General features: G+C 63.3%; 15 protein-coding genes. 10 read left to right on the forward strand and 5 right to left on the reverse strand.

The annotated features are described in order from the left end of the window. Positions 1–18 precede the first annotated feature (18 nt). Positions 19–423 (forward strand): hypothetical protein, encoded by a 405-nt coding sequence (locus tag FJ428_RS29270; RefSeq protein WP_140559784.1) that lies wholly within the window; start codon positions 19–21, stop codon positions 421–423. Here FJ428_RS29270 and FJ428_RS29275 read toward each other — a convergent pair whose 3' ends face one another. After that, positions 424–1,197 (reverse strand): gamma-glutamyl-gamma-aminobutyrate hydrolase family protein, encoded by a 774-nt coding sequence (locus FJ428_RS29275; protein WP_140558776.1) that lies wholly within the window; start codon positions 1,195–1,197, stop codon positions 424–426. It abuts the gene before it with no gap. A gap of 262 nt (positions 1,198–1,459) precedes the next feature. On the opposite strand from FJ428_RS29275, the gene FJ428_RS29280 reads away from it, so the two are divergent. Further along, positions 1,460–2,569 carry a TRAP transporter substrate-binding protein gene (locus FJ428_RS29280; RefSeq protein WP_140525590.1) on the forward strand — a complete coding sequence of 370 codons (1,110 nt, stop codon included), beginning with the start codon at positions 1,460–1,462 and terminating at the stop codon, positions 2,567–2,569. Positions 2,570–2,716: 147 nt separating this feature from the next. Here the strand turns inward: FJ428_RS29280 and FJ428_RS29285 are convergent, their stop codons facing one another. From FJ428_RS29285 to FJ428_RS29300, 4 genes are all read right to left on the reverse strand, one after another. Continuing rightward, positions 2,717–3,745 (reverse strand): zinc-dependent alcohol dehydrogenase family protein, encoded by a 1,029-nt coding sequence (locus FJ428_RS29285; protein WP_140559783.1) that lies wholly within the window; start codon positions 3,743–3,745, stop codon positions 2,717–2,719. A 19-nt stretch (positions 3,746–3,764) separates the two neighbouring features. Continuing rightward, positions 3,765–5,561, reverse strand: coding sequence for a TRAP transporter large permease subunit (locus FJ428_RS29290; RefSeq protein ID WP_181167432.1), 1,797 nt, complete (start codon positions 5,559–5,561; stop codon positions 3,765–3,767). Further along, positions 5,558–6,142, reverse strand: a complete 585-nt coding sequence (locus FJ428_RS29295) for a TRAP transporter small permease subunit (protein WP_140501131.1) — start codon at positions 6,140–6,142, stop codon at positions 5,558–5,560. Before FJ428_RS29295 ends, FJ428_RS29290 begins: the two co-directional genes overlap by 4 nt. Positions 6,143–6,433: 291 nt before the next feature. Continuing rightward, positions 6,434–7,339 (reverse strand): branched-chain amino acid ABC transporter permease, encoded by a 906-nt coding sequence (locus tag FJ428_RS29300; protein WP_140880708.1) that lies wholly within the window; start codon positions 7,337–7,339, stop codon positions 6,434–6,436. 150 nt (positions 7,340–7,489) lie between these two features. On the opposite strand from FJ428_RS29300, the gene FJ428_RS29305 reads away from it, so the two are divergent. The 8 genes from FJ428_RS29305 to FJ428_RS29340 all read left to right on the forward strand — a co-directional run bounded on the left by FJ428_RS29305 (position 7,490) and on the right by FJ428_RS29340 (position 18,005). Then, on the forward strand, positions 7,490–8,104 hold the full coding sequence (locus FJ428_RS29305) for a CGNR zinc finger domain-containing protein (protein ID WP_140880710.1): 615 nt from the start codon (positions 7,490–7,492) through the stop codon (positions 8,102–8,104). After that, a complete protein-coding gene (locus tag FJ428_RS29310) occupies positions 8,079–8,630 on the forward strand; it encodes a hypothetical protein (RefSeq protein WP_140558751.1) in 552 nt (183 codons plus the stop codon). The genes FJ428_RS29305 and FJ428_RS29310 overlap by 26 nt, the downstream gene beginning before the upstream one ends. A gap of 220 nt (positions 8,631–8,850) precedes the next feature. Then, positions 8,851–12,327, forward strand: a complete 3,477-nt coding sequence (locus FJ428_RS29315; RefSeq protein ID WP_140880711.1) for an indolepyruvate ferredoxin oxidoreductase family protein — start codon at positions 8,851–8,853, stop codon at positions 12,325–12,327. Positions 12,328–12,463: 136 nt separating this feature from the next. Continuing rightward, positions 12,464–14,779, forward strand: coding sequence for an EAL domain-containing protein (locus FJ428_RS29320; RefSeq protein ID WP_140672528.1), 2,316 nt, complete (start codon positions 12,464–12,466; stop codon positions 14,777–14,779). Positions 14,780–15,119: 340 nt separating this feature from the next. Next, positions 15,120–15,887, forward strand: a complete 768-nt coding sequence (locus FJ428_RS29325) for a hypothetical protein (RefSeq protein ID WP_140880713.1) — start codon at positions 15,120–15,122, stop codon at positions 15,885–15,887. A 114-nt stretch (positions 15,888–16,001) separates the two neighbouring features. After that, positions 16,002–16,151: a DUF3096 domain-containing protein gene (locus FJ428_RS29330; protein WP_140501117.1), complete on the forward strand. Its 150-nt coding sequence runs from the start codon at positions 16,002–16,004 to the stop codon at positions 16,149–16,151. Positions 16,152–16,364: 213 nt separating this feature from the next. Beyond that, entirely contained in the window at positions 16,365–16,589 is a 225-nt protein-coding gene (locus FJ428_RS29335) for an aa3-type cytochrome c oxidase subunit IV (RefSeq protein WP_140501115.1), read from the forward strand. Between the two features lie 87 nt (positions 16,590–16,676). Further along, on the forward strand, positions 16,677–18,005 hold the full coding sequence (locus FJ428_RS29340) for a Re/Si-specific NAD(P)(+) transhydrogenase subunit alpha (protein ID WP_140880715.1): 1,329 nt from the start codon (positions 16,677–16,679) through the stop codon (positions 18,003–18,005). Positions 18,006–18,031 lie beyond the last annotated feature (26 nt).

The following is an 18,031-nucleotide window of genomic DNA, read 5'->3' on the forward strand; positions in this document are numbered from 1 at the left end:
GCATGGATGAGGATCACCATGAAAACGCTTTCCGTACTGATCGGAGCCGCCGCCCTGTTTGGCGGCGTTCAGCTGTTTCATGGCGGCACTGGCGAAAGCGTCGCAGAAGAGGCCGCGCCGCCCGACACCTACAGGCTGGTCGCCAATGGTGATGAGGGGGTTTGCGCAATCAAACGCGGCGCCACCGTTTCGGACGGCCTGTCGCTTTTGACGGTAGCTCCGAACTGCCGCCGACTCATGCCAGGCATCGAGCGGGCGAAATTCTGGCGCGAGCAGGAGGACGGCACGGTCGCCTTCAGCGTCAACGGCGTCGATCCGATCGTCACCTTCGCGGTCGCCGATGGCGACGGATTCGAATCCTACGCTCCCGCACTGCCGCTGCTGTCGCTGGCGGCCGCCGGGGACCCGAGCACCGACGACTGATTACTCCGCCGCCGCGCGGGCGCCGGCTTTGGCAGCCGCATGCAGGCGAACCGCGTCGCCGAAGGCCCGGAAGATCTTGGCCGAGTTACTATCCGACTTGACCCAGTATTCGGGATGCCACTGGACGCCGACCGCGAAAGCGCGGGCATCCTTTACAGAGACCGCCTCGACGGTGCCGTCGTCGGCCACGGCTTCGATCTGCAGCTTCGAACCAAGCCGGCCGATTGCCTGGCGGTGCAAAGAGTTGACCTTCATGTCGCCGGCCCCAAACACACCGGCCAGGCAACTGCCCGCCTTGATCGAAACGGTCTGGTGAATCGCGAAACGTTCGTCCTGATTGTCGCTCACCGGCGCGCGGTGGTCGAGCGAGCCTTCACGCTCCTGGATTTCGGTGCCCAGCGTGCCGCCCAGCGCCACGTTCATCTCCTGGATGCCGCGGCAGATGGCAAGCAGCGGCACGCCACGCTCGATCGCTTTGCGAATCAGCGGCAAGGTGGTGGCGTCGCGTGCCGGGTCATAGGGGCCGTTCGCCTCGCTGGCATCGCCGCCATAGAGCGAGGGGTCGACATTGGATTTCGAGCCGGTCAGCATGACGCCGTCGACCGACGACAGCAGCTCATCGAAATCGAGCCGATCGCCGAACGAGGGCACCAGCACCGGAAACACGCCGGCGCCGGCGATCGCCGCCTCCAGATATTGCTGTGGGGCGGCATGCCAGGTGTAGTTGTCGAATTGACGGACGTCGGTCGATATGGCGACGAGCGGCTGCTGCATTTTGGCTTTGTTTTCCATCTGGGCCGGGGAATCCTGCCTTCAAAATAGGCGATCCCAGCACATTTTTCCATGACAAGTTTCGGTCCGTCGGATGGGCCACCAAACGGCCCGTTAGACTATAGTTGCAAGGCCCTGCGCACACGCCGTCAAATCAGGCCGCTACGCTGGACTCGACTCCTTGCCCGTGTATTGTTTCGCCCAGCCGTGCGGGGCATCGAGCATGCGCCGCACGTCGGTTTGTTGATCCAAAAGGGAGGACTTCATGGATCGTCGTTCATTCATCCGCAAGGCCGGGACGACCGGCGTTGGCGCCGCTGTGGCCGCCGCCACGCTCGCCGCGCCGGCCATAGCCCAGTCCAATCCAAAGGTGACCTGGCGGCTGGCGTCGTCCTTTCCCAAATCGCTCGACACGATCTATGGCGGCGCCGAGGTCTTCTCAAAGATGCTTTCGGAAGCCACCGACGGCAACTTCCAGATACAGGTCTTCGCCGCTGGCGAGCTGGTGCCCGGCCTTCAGGCGGCCGACGCCACGACCGCCGGCACGGTCGAGGCCTGCCACACGGTGGCATATTATTACTGGGGCAAGGATCCGACCTGGGCGCTGGGCGCGGCGGTTCCGTTCTCGCTCAACGCGCGCGGCATGAATGCCTGGCACTATCATGGCGGCGGCATCGACCTGTTCAACGAATTTCTCGCCACGCAAGGCTTGTTCGGCCTGCCTGGCGGCAATACCGGCGTGCAGATGGGCGGCTGGTTCCGCAAGGAGATCAACACGGTGGCCGACCTTTCCGGCCTCAAGATGCGCATCGGCGGCTTCGCCGGCAAGGTTGTGCAGAAGCTCGGCGTCGTGCCGCAGCAGATCGCCGGCGGCGACATCTACCCGGCGCTCGAAAAGGGCACCATTGACGCAGCCGAATGGGTCGGCCCCTATGACGACGAGAAGCTCGGCTTCTATAAGGTTGCGCCCTACTACTACTATCCAGGCTGGTGGGAAGGCGGCCCGACCGTCCACCTGATGTTCAACAAGGCGAAATACGAAGAGCTTTCGCCGACTTACAAGTCGCTGCTGCATACCGCCGCGCAAGCCGCCGATGCCAACATGCTGCAGAAATACGACTATCTCAATCCTGCGGCGGTGAAGCGGCTGGTGGCCGGCGGCGCCAAACTGCGTCCGTTCAGCCAGGAGATCATGTCCGCCTGCTTCGAGAAGGCCAATGAGGTCTACGCCGAAATGGAAGCCTCGAACGCGCCGTTTAAGAAGATCTGGGACTCGATCAAGGGCTTCCGTAAGGAGCACTATCTCTGGGCGCAGGTGGCCGAGTACAATTACGACACCTTCATGATGGTCCAGCAGCGCAACGGCAAGCTGTAAGGTTTTTCTGCCTCCTTTCGAAGACCCCGGACTCGGTAGTCCGGGGTTTATTCGTTGGGCGTCGGTGCTGGAAACATCGATAGTCGAAGGCGTCGAAACTTGCGCCGCAGGGCCGGGGGTCGAACGGGTTCGAAGCGACAGCGGCACTCAGCCTCGGTCCGGCACCACCACCACCTTGACCTCGCCGGCGGCAGGCGGGTTGGCGATTACCGCGGCGGCCTCTTCCAGCGGCACCTGCCTGGAGATCAGCCGGTCGATCTCGATCGCGCCCGAAGCGATCAGCTCGGCGGCGCGGCGGTGCGTGTAGGGATTGAGGAAGGAGCCGAGAACCTTCAACTCGCGAAACAGAAGATCGAAGGGCTCGAACGCCGCCTTCATGCCTTGCGGCACCACGCCGACAATGACGACCGTGCCGCCGGCCCTCGCCAGCCGCAGCGACTGCTCGACCGTTTCCTGGACACCGGCACATTCGAGCACCACGTCGACACCGCCGGGCACCAGTCCCGCTGGCCCGGAGATGGCATCGATGACGTCGGCGGCGCTTGCGTCGACCGTTGCTGTCGCGCCGAGCTCTTCCGCCAGCGCGCGCCGCGAAGCCTGGCGCGTCGACAGGATGATGGTCGTCGCACCTGCAAGCCTCGCCAGTTGCACGGTGAGCAGGCCGATCACGCCGCCGCCAAGTATGGCGACCGAGGAGCCGGGCTTGATCTCGGCCAGATCCACGCCGTGGAGACAGCAGCCGAGCGGCTCGCAGAAGGCGCCGTGCGTCGGCTTCAAGTCCGCGGGCAGGATGAAGGCCTGTTTTTGCGGCAACACGACGTAGTCGGCGAAACCGCCGTCGCGATGGATGCCGATGGCATTGAGATTGCTGCACAAGTTAACGCGGCCGGCATGGCAATGGCGGCAGCGTCCGCAGGCGATGTTGGGGTCGCCGGTGACGCGGTCGCCGAGCGAGAAGCCGCTCACCGAATGTCCCATTGCCTCGACGATGCCGGAGAACTCATGTCCGGGTGTTACCGGCGGCCGGCAGGGAAACTCGCCGTGGAAGAGATGCCGGTCCGTGCCGCAGACGCCGCAGGACTCGATGCGCACCAGCAGATCGTCAGGCCCGGGAACCGGCTTGGCGACCTCGCGCAGCGTGATGCTGCCAACCGCTTCCAGCCGTACCGCTTTCATGATTTTGCGACCTCCGGCATCAGTTGAAGTTCGGCGGCTGCGACAGATCCGGCTGTGGTGCCGCCGGTTTGGCGGGCGCCGTGTCGCCGAAGTTCGGCGGTTGCGACAGGTCGGGTGCGGCAGGCGTGGCGGGCGGCGCGGCGCCAGTGGCGGGTGCGGTTCCGGTACCGGCCGGCGGCGTGCCGAGCGGCGTCAGTCCCGGCACCTCCGGCACCGTATAGTCGATCGTGCCGGAATCGACCGCTGTGCCCTTGTAGTGCATCACCATTTGCGGGAAGGCGATGGTGAGCCCGATCATGATCACCTGGATGCAGACGAACGGCACGGCGCCCCAATAGATCTGACCCGTGGTCACCGGCGCGATCTGCTTGCCGGTCAAGCGGTCGAGATAGGGCACCCGGGCGGCGACCGAGCGCAGGTAGAACAGCGCGAAGCCGAAGGGTGGATGCATGAAGCTGGTCTGCATGTTGACGCCCAGAAGCACGCCGAACCAGATCAGGTCGATGCCGAGCTTGTCGGCGGCCGGTGCCAGCAACGGCACGATGATGAAGGCCAGTTCGAAGAAATCGAGGAAGAAGGCAAGCACGAAGACTAGGATGTTGACGCCGATCAGGAAGCCGACCTCGCCGCCCGGCAGCGAGGTCAGGAGATGCTCGACCCAGATGTGGCCGTTGACGCCGTAGAAGGTGAGGGAGAAGACGCGCGCGCCGATCAGGATGAACAGCACGAAGGACGACAGCCTTGTCGTCGAAGCGAGCGCCTGCTTGACCACGTCGAGCGACAGCCGGCCTTTGATCGCCGCCATCGCCAGCGCGCCGACAGCGCCCATGGCGCCGCCCTCGGTTGGAGTGGCGATGCCAAGGAAAATGGTGCCCAGCACCAGGAAGATCAACGCCAATGGCGGGATCAGCACGATCACGACCTGCTGCGCCAGCCGCGACATCATGTTGATTTTCAGGCGCTGATCGGCGATCGCAACGATATAGATCACGGCCACGCCGATGCTGGCGCCGAGGATGTCGGCATTGTCGCCATGGGTCGGTGCGAGATAGCGGTAGGCCGCGTAGGAGATCGCCACCGCCGCCAGCAATGCCACCAGCAGCGACACGACGCCATGGCCGAGCGTGCGTGCTTCCAGCGGCAGCGCCGGCATCGAATTTGGCCGGACGATCGTCATGATCAGGATGTAGAGCATGTAGAGGCTGGTCAGCACGATGCCGGGGATCAGCGCGCCCGCATACATGTCGCCGACCGAGCGGCCGAGCTGGTCGGCGAGCACGATCAGCACCAACGACGGCGGGATGATCTGGGCGAGCGTTCCGGACGCGGCGATGACGCCGGACGCCAGCCGGCGGTCATAGCCGTAGCGCAGCATGATCGGCAGCGAGATCAGCCCCATGGCGATGACCGATGCCGCCACCACGCCGGTCGTCGCGGCCAGCAGCGCGCCGACGAAGATCACGGCATAGGCAAGCCCGCCGCGGATCGGCCCGAACAGCTGGCCGATCGTATCGAGCAGGTCTTCCGCCATCCCCGATCGCTCGAGCACGATGCCCATGAAGGTGAAGAAAGGGATCGCCAGCAGCGTGTCGTTCGACATCACCCGGCTGCCGTAGAAATTATCCGGCAACGCATGCAGCAGCGGCCAGGCGAGATTGATCGAGCCGCCCGAATAGGGTGAGACCAGGACTCCGATGAAAAAGAACAAAAGTCCGTTGGCGGCGAGCGAGAAGGCGACGGGATAGCCGATCAGCAGGAAGAGGACCAGCGAGGCGAACATGATCGGCGCCATGTTCTGGGCGATGAACTCGATCACGAGCGCACCTCGTCGGCCAGTGCCTTGGCTTCGAGTTCCGCCTGCTCATGCGCCGATATGAACGGGGTCGGGTCGTCCATGTCGCCGCGCATGATGGCGATCTTCTTGATGATCTCGGAGATGCCCTGCAGCGCTAGCAGGAAGAAGCCGACCAGCAGGATCGCCTTTGCCGGCCAGATGATCAGCCCGCCGGAATTGTTCGACATTTCGCCGCTGCGGAACGACAGCGACACATACGGGACGAAATAGATCACCATCAGCGTCACGAACGGCATCAGGAAAAAGACATGGCCGAAAAGGTCGATCCAGTGCTGCACGCGCCGCGGGAACAGGCCATAGACGATGTCGATGCGGATATGGTCGTTCTGCTTCAGCGTATAGGCCGCCGCCAGCATGAAGGCGGCGCCGAACAGGTACCATTGCAGCTCCAGCCACGCATTCGACGAGGTGTCGAACACCTTGCGGATGGTCGCGTTAGCGGCGCTCACCAGGATTGCCAGCAGGATCAACCACGATATCCATTTGCCGATGAACTCGTTCACACGGTCGATCGTCCTGGATAGAGCGAGAAGCCCTGCCATGCATTCCTCCCTGTTGGCCGAGGCGCGACGGCTCCCCCTTGTTTTCCGCCGCGCCGCTGTGGCCTAACCGTATGCCGTGCGTGGCAGGACGGGTCAACACAGGAGCGGCGCTGTCAACGCGGTTGTGAGACGAGGAAGCCGACGAAGCGCAGGCAGACGGCGCACGGCTTGGGAACCCGGAACCGGCAGCCGGCAGGGTTCGTGGGGAAAATCAAAGCCTTAAGGCGGTCGTTTCGTTTCCGAAACAAGCTTATCGACGGCATGCGTCATGCAACCAAAGTCTGATGCGGATCACACGATCTTGGTCTGGTCGCGGCCAGCGCCGATCAGCACCAGCATGGCGACGAGGAACAGGTACATCCACGCGTCGCGCCATTCCACCGGGAAATAGCCGGCCCACAGCGACTCGGCCATGCCGAAGGCGGCAGCGCCCAGGGCCGCCCGCGGCGGCGAGAGATAGCCGCCGACCGCTGTCACGAACAGGATCTTGAGCCCGTAGACGAGGCCGGAACCGAAACTGACATTGCCGTAATAGAGGCCGGCCATGACGCCGGCCAGCGCGGCGCAGAAACCGCCGAACAGCACTGCGTGGCGGAACACGGCGCGCACGTCGACGCCGCACATGGCGGCCGCCTTGGGATCGTCGGAGACGGCGCGCCAGCGCCGGCCGAAATTCGAATGGGCAAAGCCCCAAGCTGCAAGCGCCACCGCCCCCAGCACCACGGCGCAATCGAGCAGCTGGATCAGCGTCAATGTCGCCTTGAAGCCGGCGTTCTGCGCGAAAACGACAGGTTGCGCCAGCATAGGCGGCAGCCACAAATCATGCGTGTCGGCGGCGATGCGGCTTGCTTCCGACAAAACCAGCAGGATGCCAAGCGTGGTCACCACGATCGCGTTGGGCGAGCGGTCGGCCAGCGGTTCGAAGACGCTGCGCGACAGGACGCAGCTGATAAGCGCGGCGTAGAGGAAAGCCGCTGCGATGCCGAGCACCACCGCCGCCGTCAGCGTCAGCCACAGCACCTGGTAGCCGAAGGCGGCGGTCAGGATCATCGTCTGTCCGCAAAAGGCGAACAGCGCGCCATAGGCCAGGTTGGTGCGGTGCAGGATGCCGTTGGTCAGCACATAGCCGAACGCCAGCAGCGCATAGAGTGCGCCTGAATGCAGCCCGTTCAGGACCTGCTGGAACAGATACAGCATGCGAAAATCCTCGGGGCATGTCGCCCAAAGCGCATAGCGATTTTGGGACGACGATACGCTCCAGACAGAGAGCGGCAATACCCGCTTCAGGGCAGACTTGCATCGTCGAATCTAACTTGTCAAATGCCATTTATCGGTTAGATTTCGGACATGACGGTATCCTGGACCCCGCACCGCTTCACCGGCGGCCTGCTCGCGCTCGACACGGCTAACACCGTCGTGCTGCGTGCCGATCCCGAGAGGACCTTCGACCGTTTTGACGATCCGCGCGAGATCGCCCGCTTCGCGGACGCGGCGAGCGGCTTTCGTGCCGCCGAGCTTGGCGGCAGGCGGCTGGCGGTCTCCGCGCCGGCTGCAATCGCGCCGGTCGTGCTGGCGATTCGCGAGGCGACGGACCGGTTGTTTCGCCACGCCGTGTTGAGGGGCGCCGTCGCCACCGATCATCTCTCAGGCTTGCTGGGGGCCTGCGCCGACGGCCTTGCCGGCAGCCGGACCGAGATCGTAGCGCCCGGAAAGCCGTTCGGCGATCCGGCAACGCCGATCGCATTCGAAGCGGCACTGGCGGTTTCCGCCCTGTCGCTGCTGCGCAACGACACGGTCGCCAGGCTCAGGATCTGCCCCAACTGCACCTGGCTGTTCGTCGACCGCAGCCGCAATTCCAGCCGCCTGTGGTGCGACATGGCGGTCTGCGGCAACCGCCAGAAGGCAAGCCGCCACTATCGCCGCCGCAGGGCGGCCAATGAGGTCAACAATGTCCAGGATTAGCTCTCGTTCAGCCCTGCTCGGCATGGCGCTGATCGCGGCGATGGCGCTCGGCGCCTGCCGCGACACCGCCAAGGACGGTGAAGGCAAGTTGTTCGAGATTTCGGGCAAGATATTCGTCTTCAACTATCGTCTTGCCAGGGCGACCTATGTCGTGACGCTGCGGCCCCTGCGGCCGATGGGAGAGGGCCAGGTCGCGGTCGCCAGCTTCCAGGATCCGGCCGGCGGCGCGCCGTTGGTGGTCGAGCAGAAGGTCTGGCCCAAGCTCGACAAGGTGACGCTGGAGAGCCCGGCTTTGACCTGCGTCGTCAAGAACAAGCCTTATACGATCGCCATCGCTATCAAGGGCTCCGACGGCGCGGTCCTGCAGAAGATCGACACCACGCTGATGTCCACCGAAGACCAGTCCATCCTGCCCGACCGGCCGCTCGTCATTGACCAGCTCTACACCGCCAATCCCGATCTCGTCGGCCACCCCGACGGCAAGCTGCCGGGCGAGCCGAAGCCCGACTGCTCCAAGGGGACCTGACGCTCGCCGCCAAGCCGAAAGGCAAGCGAAATTTTCGTACGCCGGACATTGCTCGCGGGGCGATTTCATACCGGGCAAGAGATGACGGCGGATCGTTCGTTGCGCGTTGCCTGGCACGTCCGATTTCGTTTGACCTGTCTTGCAAGGGGAGAAAGGATGCGTCATCCGATCCCGACGCTGGCTGCCTGCCCCCGCGCGGCCTCCGCAGAGGAAATGCCTGATGACGCTGCACGACGTCGCGCTCGACGACAAGTTCGACCTGGGGAAGGAACGCATCTTCCTGTCCGGCGCCCAAGCGGTCATCCGCATGCTGCTGATGCAGCGCGAGCGCGACCGCCGCGCGGGCCTGGACACGGCCGGCTTCGTCTCCGGCTATCGCGGTTCGCCGCTGGGCGGCCTCGACATGCAGCTGTGGAAGGCAAAAAAACAGCTCGCCCAAGCCGACATCGTCTTCCAGCCCGGCCTTAACGAGGAACTCGCCGCTACCGCCTGCTGGGGATCGCAGCAGACGGAACTGCTGGGCGAAGGCACCCATGACGGCGTTTTTTCGGTTTGGTACGGCAAGGGTCCGGGGGTCGACCGCTCCGGCGACGTCTTCCGCCACGCCAATCTGGCCGGCTCGTCGAAACATGGCGGTGCGCTCGCTTTGATGGGCGACGACCACATGGCCGAATCCTCGACCAACGCGCATGCCACCGAGTTCCTGTTCGTCGACGCCATGGTGCCGATCCTCAACCCGGCCGGTGTCCAGGAGATAATCGATTACGGGCTCTACGGTTTTGCCATGTCGCGCTTCGCCGGCACATGGGCGGCCATCAAATGCGTCAAGGACAACATCGAATCGACGGCCTCGGTCGATGCCTCGATCGAGCGTCTGAACATCGTTAATCCCGAGTTCGACATGCCGCCCGGCGGCCTCAACATCCGCCACGAGATCGACATGCTCGGCCAGGAGGAGCGGCTGCATGAGTACAAGCGCGCCGCCGCGTCGGCCTTCATCCATGCCAACGGGCTGAACCGCGTCGTCTATTCGGGCGGCCGCAATCCCAGGATCGGCATCATCACCATCGGCAAAAGCTATCTCGACGTCCGCCAGGCGCTTGAGGATATCGGCATCGACGAGGCGGCCGCCGGCCGCATCGGCGTGCGGCTGTTCAAAGTCGGTTGCCCCTGGCCGCTCGATTTCCAGCACATTGCCGAGTTCGCGCGCGGCCTCGACACCATCGTCGTCGTCGAGGAGAAGCGTTCGCTGATCGAGGTGCAGCTTCGCGAGAGCCTCTACGGCACCGCCACGCAGCCCGTCATCGTTGGCAAGAAGAACGAGCGCGGCGACTGGCTGTTTCCGGCCAAGGGCGCGCTCGACCCCAACGAAATCGCCATTGCCCTTGGCGAGAGGATCGTGAAAACCATCGGTCCGTCGGAAGAGATTTCAGCGCGGGTGGCGAAGCTGCGCCAGTTCCAGGCCATGCTCGCAGACGCGTCGGACATCGGCTCCCGCACGCCCTTCTTCTGTTCCGGCTGCCCACACAATTCCTCGACCAAGGTGCCGGATGGCTCGATCGCCGCGGCCGGCATCGGCTGCCATTTCATGGCGCTGTGGATGGACAGGAACACTGTCGGCTTCACCGCGATGGGCGGCGAGGGGGCGCAGTGGGTCGGCCAGGCGCCCTTTTCCAAGCGCGACCACATTTTCCAGAATCTCGGCGACGGCACCTACAACCACTCCGGCACGCTGGCGATCCGCTTCGCGCTGTCGTCGGGCGCCAACATCACCTACAAGATACTCTATAACGACGCGGTGGCCATGACCGGCGGCCAGCCGCATGAAGGCGGCCTGACGGTGGACATGATCGCCAGGCAGGTGCGAGCCGAAGGGATCGAGCGCATCGCCATCGTCACCGACGAACCCGACAAATATGCCGGCAAGGTCGAGTTCCCGGCCGGCGCCACCATCCATCACCGCGACGATCTCGATCTCGTCCAGCGCGAGCTGCGCGGCGTCAGCGGGGTTTCGATCCTGCTCTACGACCAGACCTGTGCCGCCGAAAAGCGCCGCCGTCGCAAGCGCGGAACCTTTCCCGATCCCGACAAGCGGGTCTTCATCAACGAACTGGTCTGCGAGGGCTGCGGCGACTGCGGCGTCCAATCGAACTGCGTCTCGATCCAGCCGGTGGAGACCGAGTTCGGCCGCAAGCGCCGGATCGACCAGTCGAGCTGCAACAAGGATTTTTCCTGCGTCAATGGCTTCTGCCCGTCCTTCGTCACGGTGCATGGCGCCAAGATCCGCAAGGCCGAAGGCATCGCCGGCAAGACCGATCCGCTCGACGGCGTTCCAGCAGCCGCCGAATTCCCGCTCGGCGAACAGGGCTGGGCGGCGATCATCGACGGCGTCGGCGGCACCGGCGTCGTCACCGTCGGCGCCGTGCTCGGCATGGCGGCTCATCTCGAAGGCAAGGGCTGCGGCATGATCGACATGGCCGGGCTTGCCCAGAAGGGCGGCTCGGTGTTCACCCATGTCCGCATCGCCCGCACGCCCGATGACATCCACGCCATCCGTGTCTCGGCCGGCAAGGCCGATCTCGTGCTCGGCTGCGATCTCATCGTGTCGGGAGCCAAAAAAGTGCTGGCCGCGGTGCGCGAGGGCCACACCATCTTCCTCGCCAACACTGCCGAGATCATGCCGGGCGAGTTTGCCCGCTCGGCCGATTTCTCGCTCCCCATCGAGCGCTTGAAGAAGGCGATCCGCACTGCTGCCGGCGACGACAAGGCGCATTTCTTCGACGCCACCCGCACAGCCACCGCCCTGTTCGGCAATTCGCTGGGCGCCAATATGTTCATGCTCGGCTTCGCCTTCCAGCATGGCGGTCTGCCGCTGTCGGCGCAAGCCGTCGAAAAGGCGATCGAATTGAACGGCGAGGCGGTGGGGATGAACATCGCCGCCTTCCGCTGGGGCCGCCGCGCCGCGCATCAGCCGGATTTCGTGCGTGGCCTCGTCCAGCCGGACAAGGACAGCCAACCCGCCACGATTGCCCAGACGCTGGACGAAATCATTGCCCGCCGGATCGCTTTCCTTTCCGCCTATCAGAACGCCGCCTATGGCAAGCGCTACGCCGGCAGGATCGCTGCCCTGCGCGCGGCCGAAGCCAAGGCAGCGCCCGGTTCGAGCGCCGTGACGGAAGCGGCGGCCAGGAACCTGTTCAAGCTGATGGCGATCAAGGACGAATACGAGGTGGCGCGGCTCTATACCGACGGCTCCTTCGCCGCCGAACTCGGCAAGCAGTTCCAGAGTTACGAAAAACTCGAATTCCACCTGGCGCCGCCGATTCTGGGCCGTCGCGGCAATGACGGCAAACCGAGGAAATCGAGCTTCGGTCCCTGGATGATGAAAGGGTTCCGCATGCTGGCGGCGATGAAGGGCCTGCGCGGGACAGCATTCGACCTGTTCGGCTACACCGCCGAGCGGCGCATGGAGCGGCAATTGCTGGCGCAATATGAGGCCGACCTGCAACGCGTCGCCAACTCGCTGGCGCCGGACACCATCGAGGCCGCCACGGCCCTCGTCTCCGTGCCGGCACTCATCCGCGGCTACGGCCATGTTCGGCAAGCCAGCGCTCAAAAGGCGGCCGGCGAGCGCCAAAGGCTGCTCGAGCGCCTGTCCGGCACGTCAGCGAAGGCGGAACTCCAGGCCGCCGAGTGATGGCCTTGTTTACCTAAAGCCCAATTCTCCCAGTCTGTCCTGCTTTGCGCACCCTCGGCAAGCCGCCCAAAACCGCTGTTCTAAGCCTTTCTTAAGGCGGATGTGAGATGACGAGGCCTAGCGTTGGGCCGACGACATGGGCAGAACAAAGACCGAAAACATCCCAGCGGATGTTTATATCCAGTTTGTGCGGTCGTTGTTCGACAACGCCCACATGCTGGTGATCGGTGGCGTGTGCTACTGGATCCTCGGACTAATGATCTACTTGCGCACGAACAATCCGTTGTTCCTGGCTTTCTCTTTTGTTCTGCTGTCCATCTGCCTTTACCGCTATTTCGGCATTCGCGCCTTCCGGAAGGCAGGCGGTGTAATAGCCGACGTCCAGGAGGCGCATCGGTGGGAGCGCAACTACATCCTCAAGGGCAGCGTGCAGGGCCTCACGTTGGGCGCGCTGTGCTTCATATCGATCTATGTCTATCCCGATCCCTTTGCCGAACTGGCCGCGACGTCGCTGGCCATCGCAACCTTGGTGACGGTTGTTGGCCGGAACTACGGCTCTCCCATTATGGTGCGGGTTTTTTCCGTGACCTTCATTGGTCCGGCAGCACTTGCACTTTTGCTGCGCATGGATGTGCCTTCGGTCATTCTCGGGCTGATGATCATCCCGTTGACTTTCGTCACGATCAACAGCGCCGACCACGTCCGCGATGTGCTTTTCTCGGCCGTCATCGGCCACAAGGAAGCGAGGAAGCTCGCGCTCAGATTCGATCGCGCGCTCAATACCATGTCGCATGGCCTCGTCATGCTTGGCCCGGACGGTCGGGTGGCGGTCGCCAATGCCGAGGCCGCGCATCTGATGTCGCTCAAATCGGCCGATGCTCTGCTTGGGCGGTCAATCCATGGTCTGTTGATGCGCGGCGTCGTGGGCGGCATGCTGGCCCCAAAGGACTGCCGCTACATCGAAGCCCAGCTGACGCGTGCATTGCGCGAGGGCCGCGACCGTAAGGTCCTGGTTTCGCTCGCCAATGGCCAGCACTACGAATTCTCCGCCCGCGAAGGCAGCCAGGAACTCGGGGTCATCACCTTCGAGGACGTGACGGCGCGCGTCGAGGCGGAAGACAAGATCCGCTTCATGGCGCGCTATGACAATCTCACCGGCCTGCCCAATCGCGCCTATTTCCACGAACTGATCGGCGAGGCGATGGCGTCAGGCGACCGTGACCGCCTCTGCGGCCTTGCCGTGCTCGACCTCGACGATTTCAAGAGCGTCAACGACACGCTCGGGCATCCGATCGGCGATGGATTGATCTACGCGGTGGCCGAGCGTCTTGCCGCCATTGCGGGACAAGGCATCACCGTCAGCCGCTTCGGCGGCGACGAATTCATGGTTTTCTTCGACCGCATAGAGGATGAGAGCCATCTGACCCTTCAGATCGACGAGATCTTTGCAGCGTTGCAAGGGGAGGTGGACGTCGCCGGCCACGGGCTGCGCATCCAGGCCAGCGGCGGCGCCGTGCTGTCGCGGGTCAGGGATACCGACGTCGACGCCATGATCGTCAAGGCGGACCTGGCGCTCTATAAGGCCAAGGAGCTCGGCAAGAACGGCTGGCGGCTGTTCGAGGCCGCCATGGACGCTGCGTTCCGCAACCGCCAGCTGATGAAGGCGGATCTGCGCAGCGCGGTGGAAGGCAAGGCCCTGCGCGTCGTCTACCAGCCGATCGTGGCGATGAGCACGATGCGCATCGCCAGCTGCGAGGCGCTGTGCCGATGGGACCATCCCGACCTCGGGCCGATTTCGCCCGGCATCTTCATTCCGCTGGCGGAGGAAATGGGCATCATTTCCGAGATTAGCACCTTCGTGCTGCAGGCAGCCTGCACCGAATGCGCCAAATGGCCGGACCACACCAGCGTCTCGGTCAATCTCTCCGCCAAGGATTTCCGCAACCGGGACGTCATCCAGAAGGTTCGCGACGCTCTGGTCAGCTCCGGCCTTGCCGCCGGCCGGCTGGAGATCGAGGTCACCGAAACTGCGCTGCTCGATGACAAGTCGCTGACACGTCAATATATCGAGGAACTGAAGCAGATCGGTGTGCGCATCGCACTTGACGATTTCGGTACCGGCTATTCGAGCCTGAGCTATCTGCATAAGCTGCCGCTCGACAAGATCAAGATCGATCGCTCCTTCCTGATGGACGTCACCCAGAGCAAGCGTTCGCTGGAGCTGCTGAAGGGCATTGTCAATCTGTCGCGGCCGCTTGGACTTTCGGTGACTGTCGAAGGCGTCGAGACCTTTGAGCAGCTCAAGATCCTTGCCTTGCAAGTGAAACCGGATCTCGTGCAGGGCTTCCTGTTCGGTGCCGCGCTCAGTGCGTCGGGTATCGAGACGATGTCGAATGTCACCTGGCCATTTGCCGCTGACCTGCGTCGCACCGGTAAACGGACGGTCCGTTAGCGCCGTAATTTTCGACTTCGCTCGATTGGATTCCCCGCGCGTTGCGAATCGCACGACGCTCTTTGATGTCGAACTCGTTCAGTGTCGGGATACGGTTCCGCCGCGATTTTGCCTTTGCGCAATGCAGCTGAAAGGGTCCTCCTCAGAGTATGCAGATGTATTCGGAGGCATGATCCACGTCCTCTCAGCGGCAATCGCTCGGACGATTGCTCAGTAAGATATTCTCGGGCGACTCCCGGCCATTAAGGTTAACGGAATGTAAATCAACAAGATCTAAATTTCGGCTTGTGTCTCATTTCAACTCGAATAGCCTATCCTAGGTCGAATTCGAGGACAGACGATGGATGCTGCAACAGCTACAAGGAATGCGTCTGGCGGGGTAGGCACAGCCGGGGATTCGGTGCTGAATCGATCGATGATGCAACTGCTTGAGCATGTCGATTATCGCCTCATTACCGGGGGCGAGGATTTGGAAGCGATTTACCGGCTTCGCTATAAGTCCTATCTGCGCTCCGGTATGTGCGGCCCGCTCGCCAGCGGCATGTTCGAGGATCGCTGGGACAATCTACCCAATTCCTACCGATTCGGTGTCTATTGCTACGGCGAATTGGTGAGCACAATCCGCTTCCATTACATTTCCATCGAGCACCCGAATTCGCCCTCCGTTGATGCCTATCCGGAAATACTGATCGAGCGGCTTGCCCGCGGAGAAACCTTCATCGACGGAACCCGCTTCGCAACCGATCCTGACGCCGCGCCGGCACCCGGAGTGCTGCCGTTTCTGACACTCAGGCTTGCCATGGTGGCCTCGCTCTATTTTGGCCAGAACTCTGTGCTGACGCCGGTCAAGGTCGAGCATTCCAATTTTTATTCTCGTTACTTCAATGCCGTGCAGAGGACCGAGGCTAAGGAGTTTCCGGGCGTTCTTACCCGGATCGCCCTGTTCGAAATCCCCGCCGGCGAAAATATGCGCCTGACGCTCGAACGTTTCCCATTCTTCAGGTCGACGCCCATGGAACAGCGGTTGATGTTCGCCAATCCGGCCATCAATCGGCTGACGCCCTTGTCTATCGTGCCGACGGCGAAATATTATCGTGAGGCCGCCTGAGGCCCCTGATTTTGCAAAGCTCCGGAGCTTTCCGGCCAGATCCGCGTTTTGATGACGGCGGCGCGTTGACGCTCCGCGTCTTCATTTCGACGTATCTGCCAAAAGGACCCCGACATGCATATTTCCCAGCTCGCGCTCACGCCGCTTATCTCGCTGATCGCCGGGGTGCTGATCCTGGTCATGCCACGGCTGCTGAACTACATCGTCGCGCTCTACCTGATCATAGCCGGCCTGCTTGGATTGTTTCCGCACCTCGCCGGCTAAAGACGGACAGCGCGGTTGACGCGCCAGCCGGCTTCGTCCGGGATTGCGCGAAAACAAGCAGCCGGAGCGGTTCGGCGATTCTGCCGAACGCAGGGGCGCTTTGCTTCAAATTTCCCTTGAGGCAGTTGTAGGCTGCGATGCGGCAATAGCGCCATTGCTCTCGGCGCGGCTTTTCGCTATGTGCCTGAAAGATGTCTTCGAAGGGGTATTCCTATGGCTGAGCACACGCCGACCGGTCCTGTCGAACTGGGCGCGAAGATGGACTATGCCGAGCACGACCGCACCTATGCGGGCTTCCTCATGCTGGCCAAATACGGATCACTCTTCTGCGGCGCCATACTTCTGGCGATGGCTTTCGGTTTCTTCGCGGGCGGCTTCTTCTCGGCGACTATCCTGTTCGTCCTGATCATGGCCGTCGGCGCCTTCATTCTGCGATAGTCTTTCCAAAACCCCATTGCCTTTGACGTCGCCGGATGCCCCGGCCGACATTTTGCGCAAACAGGTTCCAGCCGAAAGGATCATGCGGTGGGACAGACGGTTTTCATCCCTCGTGAGCTCGATGCGAACGAGCCGCGCGTCGCGGCTTCGCCCGATACGGTGAAACGGCTGGCCGGCCTGGGTCTTGAAGTGGTTGTGGAGGCCGGTGCCGGCACGCGATCGCGCATTCCCGATGAGGAGTTCGCCAAGGCGGGCGCTTCGATCGGCGAGGCCGGCGATGTGGCCAAGGCCGACGTGGTGCTGAAGGTGCGCCGGCCGACCGATGCGGAGCTGAAAAGCTACAAGTCAGGCGCTGCGGTCATCGCCATCATGGATCCGTATGGCAATGACGCCGCCGTCGCGGCACTGGCCAAGGCCGGGGTGACGGCCTTTGCGATGGAATTCATGCCGCGCATCACGCGCGCCCAGTCGATGGACGTCTTGTCCTCGCAGGCTAACCTTGCCGGCTACCAGGCGGTGATCGACGGCGCAGCCGAATACGATCGCGCGCTGCCGATGATGATGACGGCGGCCGGCACTGTTCCTGCCGCCAAGGTGTTCATCATGGGCGTCGGCGTTGCCGGCCTGCAGGCGATCGCCACAGCGCGCCGGCTCGGCGCGGTCGTCACCGCGACCGACGTTCGCCCCGCCGCCAAGGAACAGGTCGCCTCGCTTGGCGCAAAGTTCCTCGCCGTCGAGGACGAAGAGTTCAAGGCGGCCGAGACCGCCGGCGGCTACGCCAAGGAGATGTCCAGGGAATACCAGGCCAAGCAGGCGGCGCTGACCGCCGAGCACATCGCCAAGCAGGACATCGTCATCACCACGGCGCTGATCCCCGGCCGCCCGGCGCCGAGGCTGGTGTCGGCTGACATGGTCGCCTCGATGAAGCCTGGTTCGGTGATCGTCGATCTTGCGGTGGAGCGCGGCGGCAATGTCGAGGGCGCTGTGCCTGGCAAGGTCGTGACGACGGCCAACGGCGTCAAGATCGTCGGCTACCTCAACGTGCCGGGCCGCGTCGCGGCCTCCGCTTCGCTGCTCTACGCCAGGAACCTTTTTGCTTTCCTCGAGACCCTGGTCGACAAGGCGACGAAGACGCTTGCCATCAACCGCGATGACGACCTGGTCAAGGCGACCATGCTGACCGACGGCGGCAAGATCGTCCATCCGGCCTTCGCCAAGGCCGACCAGCAGCCGCCAAAGGGCCAATATATCGAACCGCCGGCGATCCCGGCCAGCACAATGGTCGCCGATGCTTCGGCGCCCAAGCAAGCCGCGCCTAGGAAAGCCGTGTCCAAGCAAGCCGCCGCATCCAAGCCCTCGCTGCCAAAGTCGCCCTCGCCAAAGTCGCCCTCGCCCAAGCCGAAAGGGACCGCGTGATGGATCAGACCTTGCAGAAAGCCCTC

This window comes from Mesorhizobium sp. B2-8-1 (assembly GCF_006440955.1).
Lineage (GTDB): Bacteria > Pseudomonadota > Alphaproteobacteria > Rhizobiales > Rhizobiaceae > Mesorhizobium.

Excerpts from the sequence above, each read along its gene's own strand:
- FJ428_RS29305 (WP_140880710.1), top strand. The coding sequence starts at position 7,490 with ATGACGGTATCCTGGACCCCGCACCGCTTCACCGGCGGCCTGCTCGCG.
- FJ428_RS29310 (WP_140558751.1), top strand. The coding sequence starts at position 8,079 with ATGAGGTCAACAATGTCCAGGATTAGCTCTCGTTCAGCCCTGCTCGGC.
- FJ428_RS29300 (WP_140880708.1), bottom strand. The coding sequence starts at position 7,339 with ATGCTGTATCTGTTCCAGCAGGTCCTGAACGGGCTGCATTCAGGCGCA.
- FJ428_RS29280 (WP_140525590.1), top strand. The coding sequence starts at position 1,460 with ATGGATCGTCGTTCATTCATCCGCAAGGCCGGGACGACCGGCGTTGGC.
- FJ428_RS29335 (WP_140501115.1), top strand. The coding sequence starts at position 16,365 with ATGGCTGAGCACACGCCGACCGGTCCTGTCGAACTGGGCGCGAAGATG.
- FJ428_RS29275 (WP_140558776.1), bottom strand. The coding sequence starts at position 1,197 with ATGCAGCAGCCGCTCGTCGCCATATCGACCGACGTCCGTCAATTCGAC.
- FJ428_RS29270 (WP_140559784.1), top strand. The coding sequence starts at position 19 with ATGAAAACGCTTTCCGTACTGATCGGAGCCGCCGCCCTGTTTGGCGGC.
- FJ428_RS29330 (WP_140501117.1), top strand. The coding sequence starts at position 16,002 with ATGCATATTTCCCAGCTCGCGCTCACGCCGCTTATCTCGCTGATCGCC.
- FJ428_RS29320 (WP_140672528.1), top strand. The coding sequence starts at position 12,464 with ATGGGCAGAACAAAGACCGAAAACATCCCAGCGGATGTTTATATCCAG.
- FJ428_RS29285 (WP_140559783.1), bottom strand. The coding sequence starts at position 3,745 with ATGAAAGCGGTACGGCTGGAAGCGGTTGGCAGCATCACGCTGCGCGAG.
- FJ428_RS29295 (WP_140501131.1), bottom strand. The coding sequence starts at position 6,142 with ATGGCAGGGCTTCTCGCTCTATCCAGGACGATCGACCGTGTGAACGAG.
- FJ428_RS29325 (WP_140880713.1), top strand. The coding sequence starts at position 15,120 with ATGGATGCTGCAACAGCTACAAGGAATGCGTCTGGCGGGGTAGGCACA.
- FJ428_RS29315 (WP_140880711.1), top strand. The coding sequence starts at position 8,851 with ATGACGCTGCACGACGTCGCGCTCGACGACAAGTTCGACCTGGGGAAG.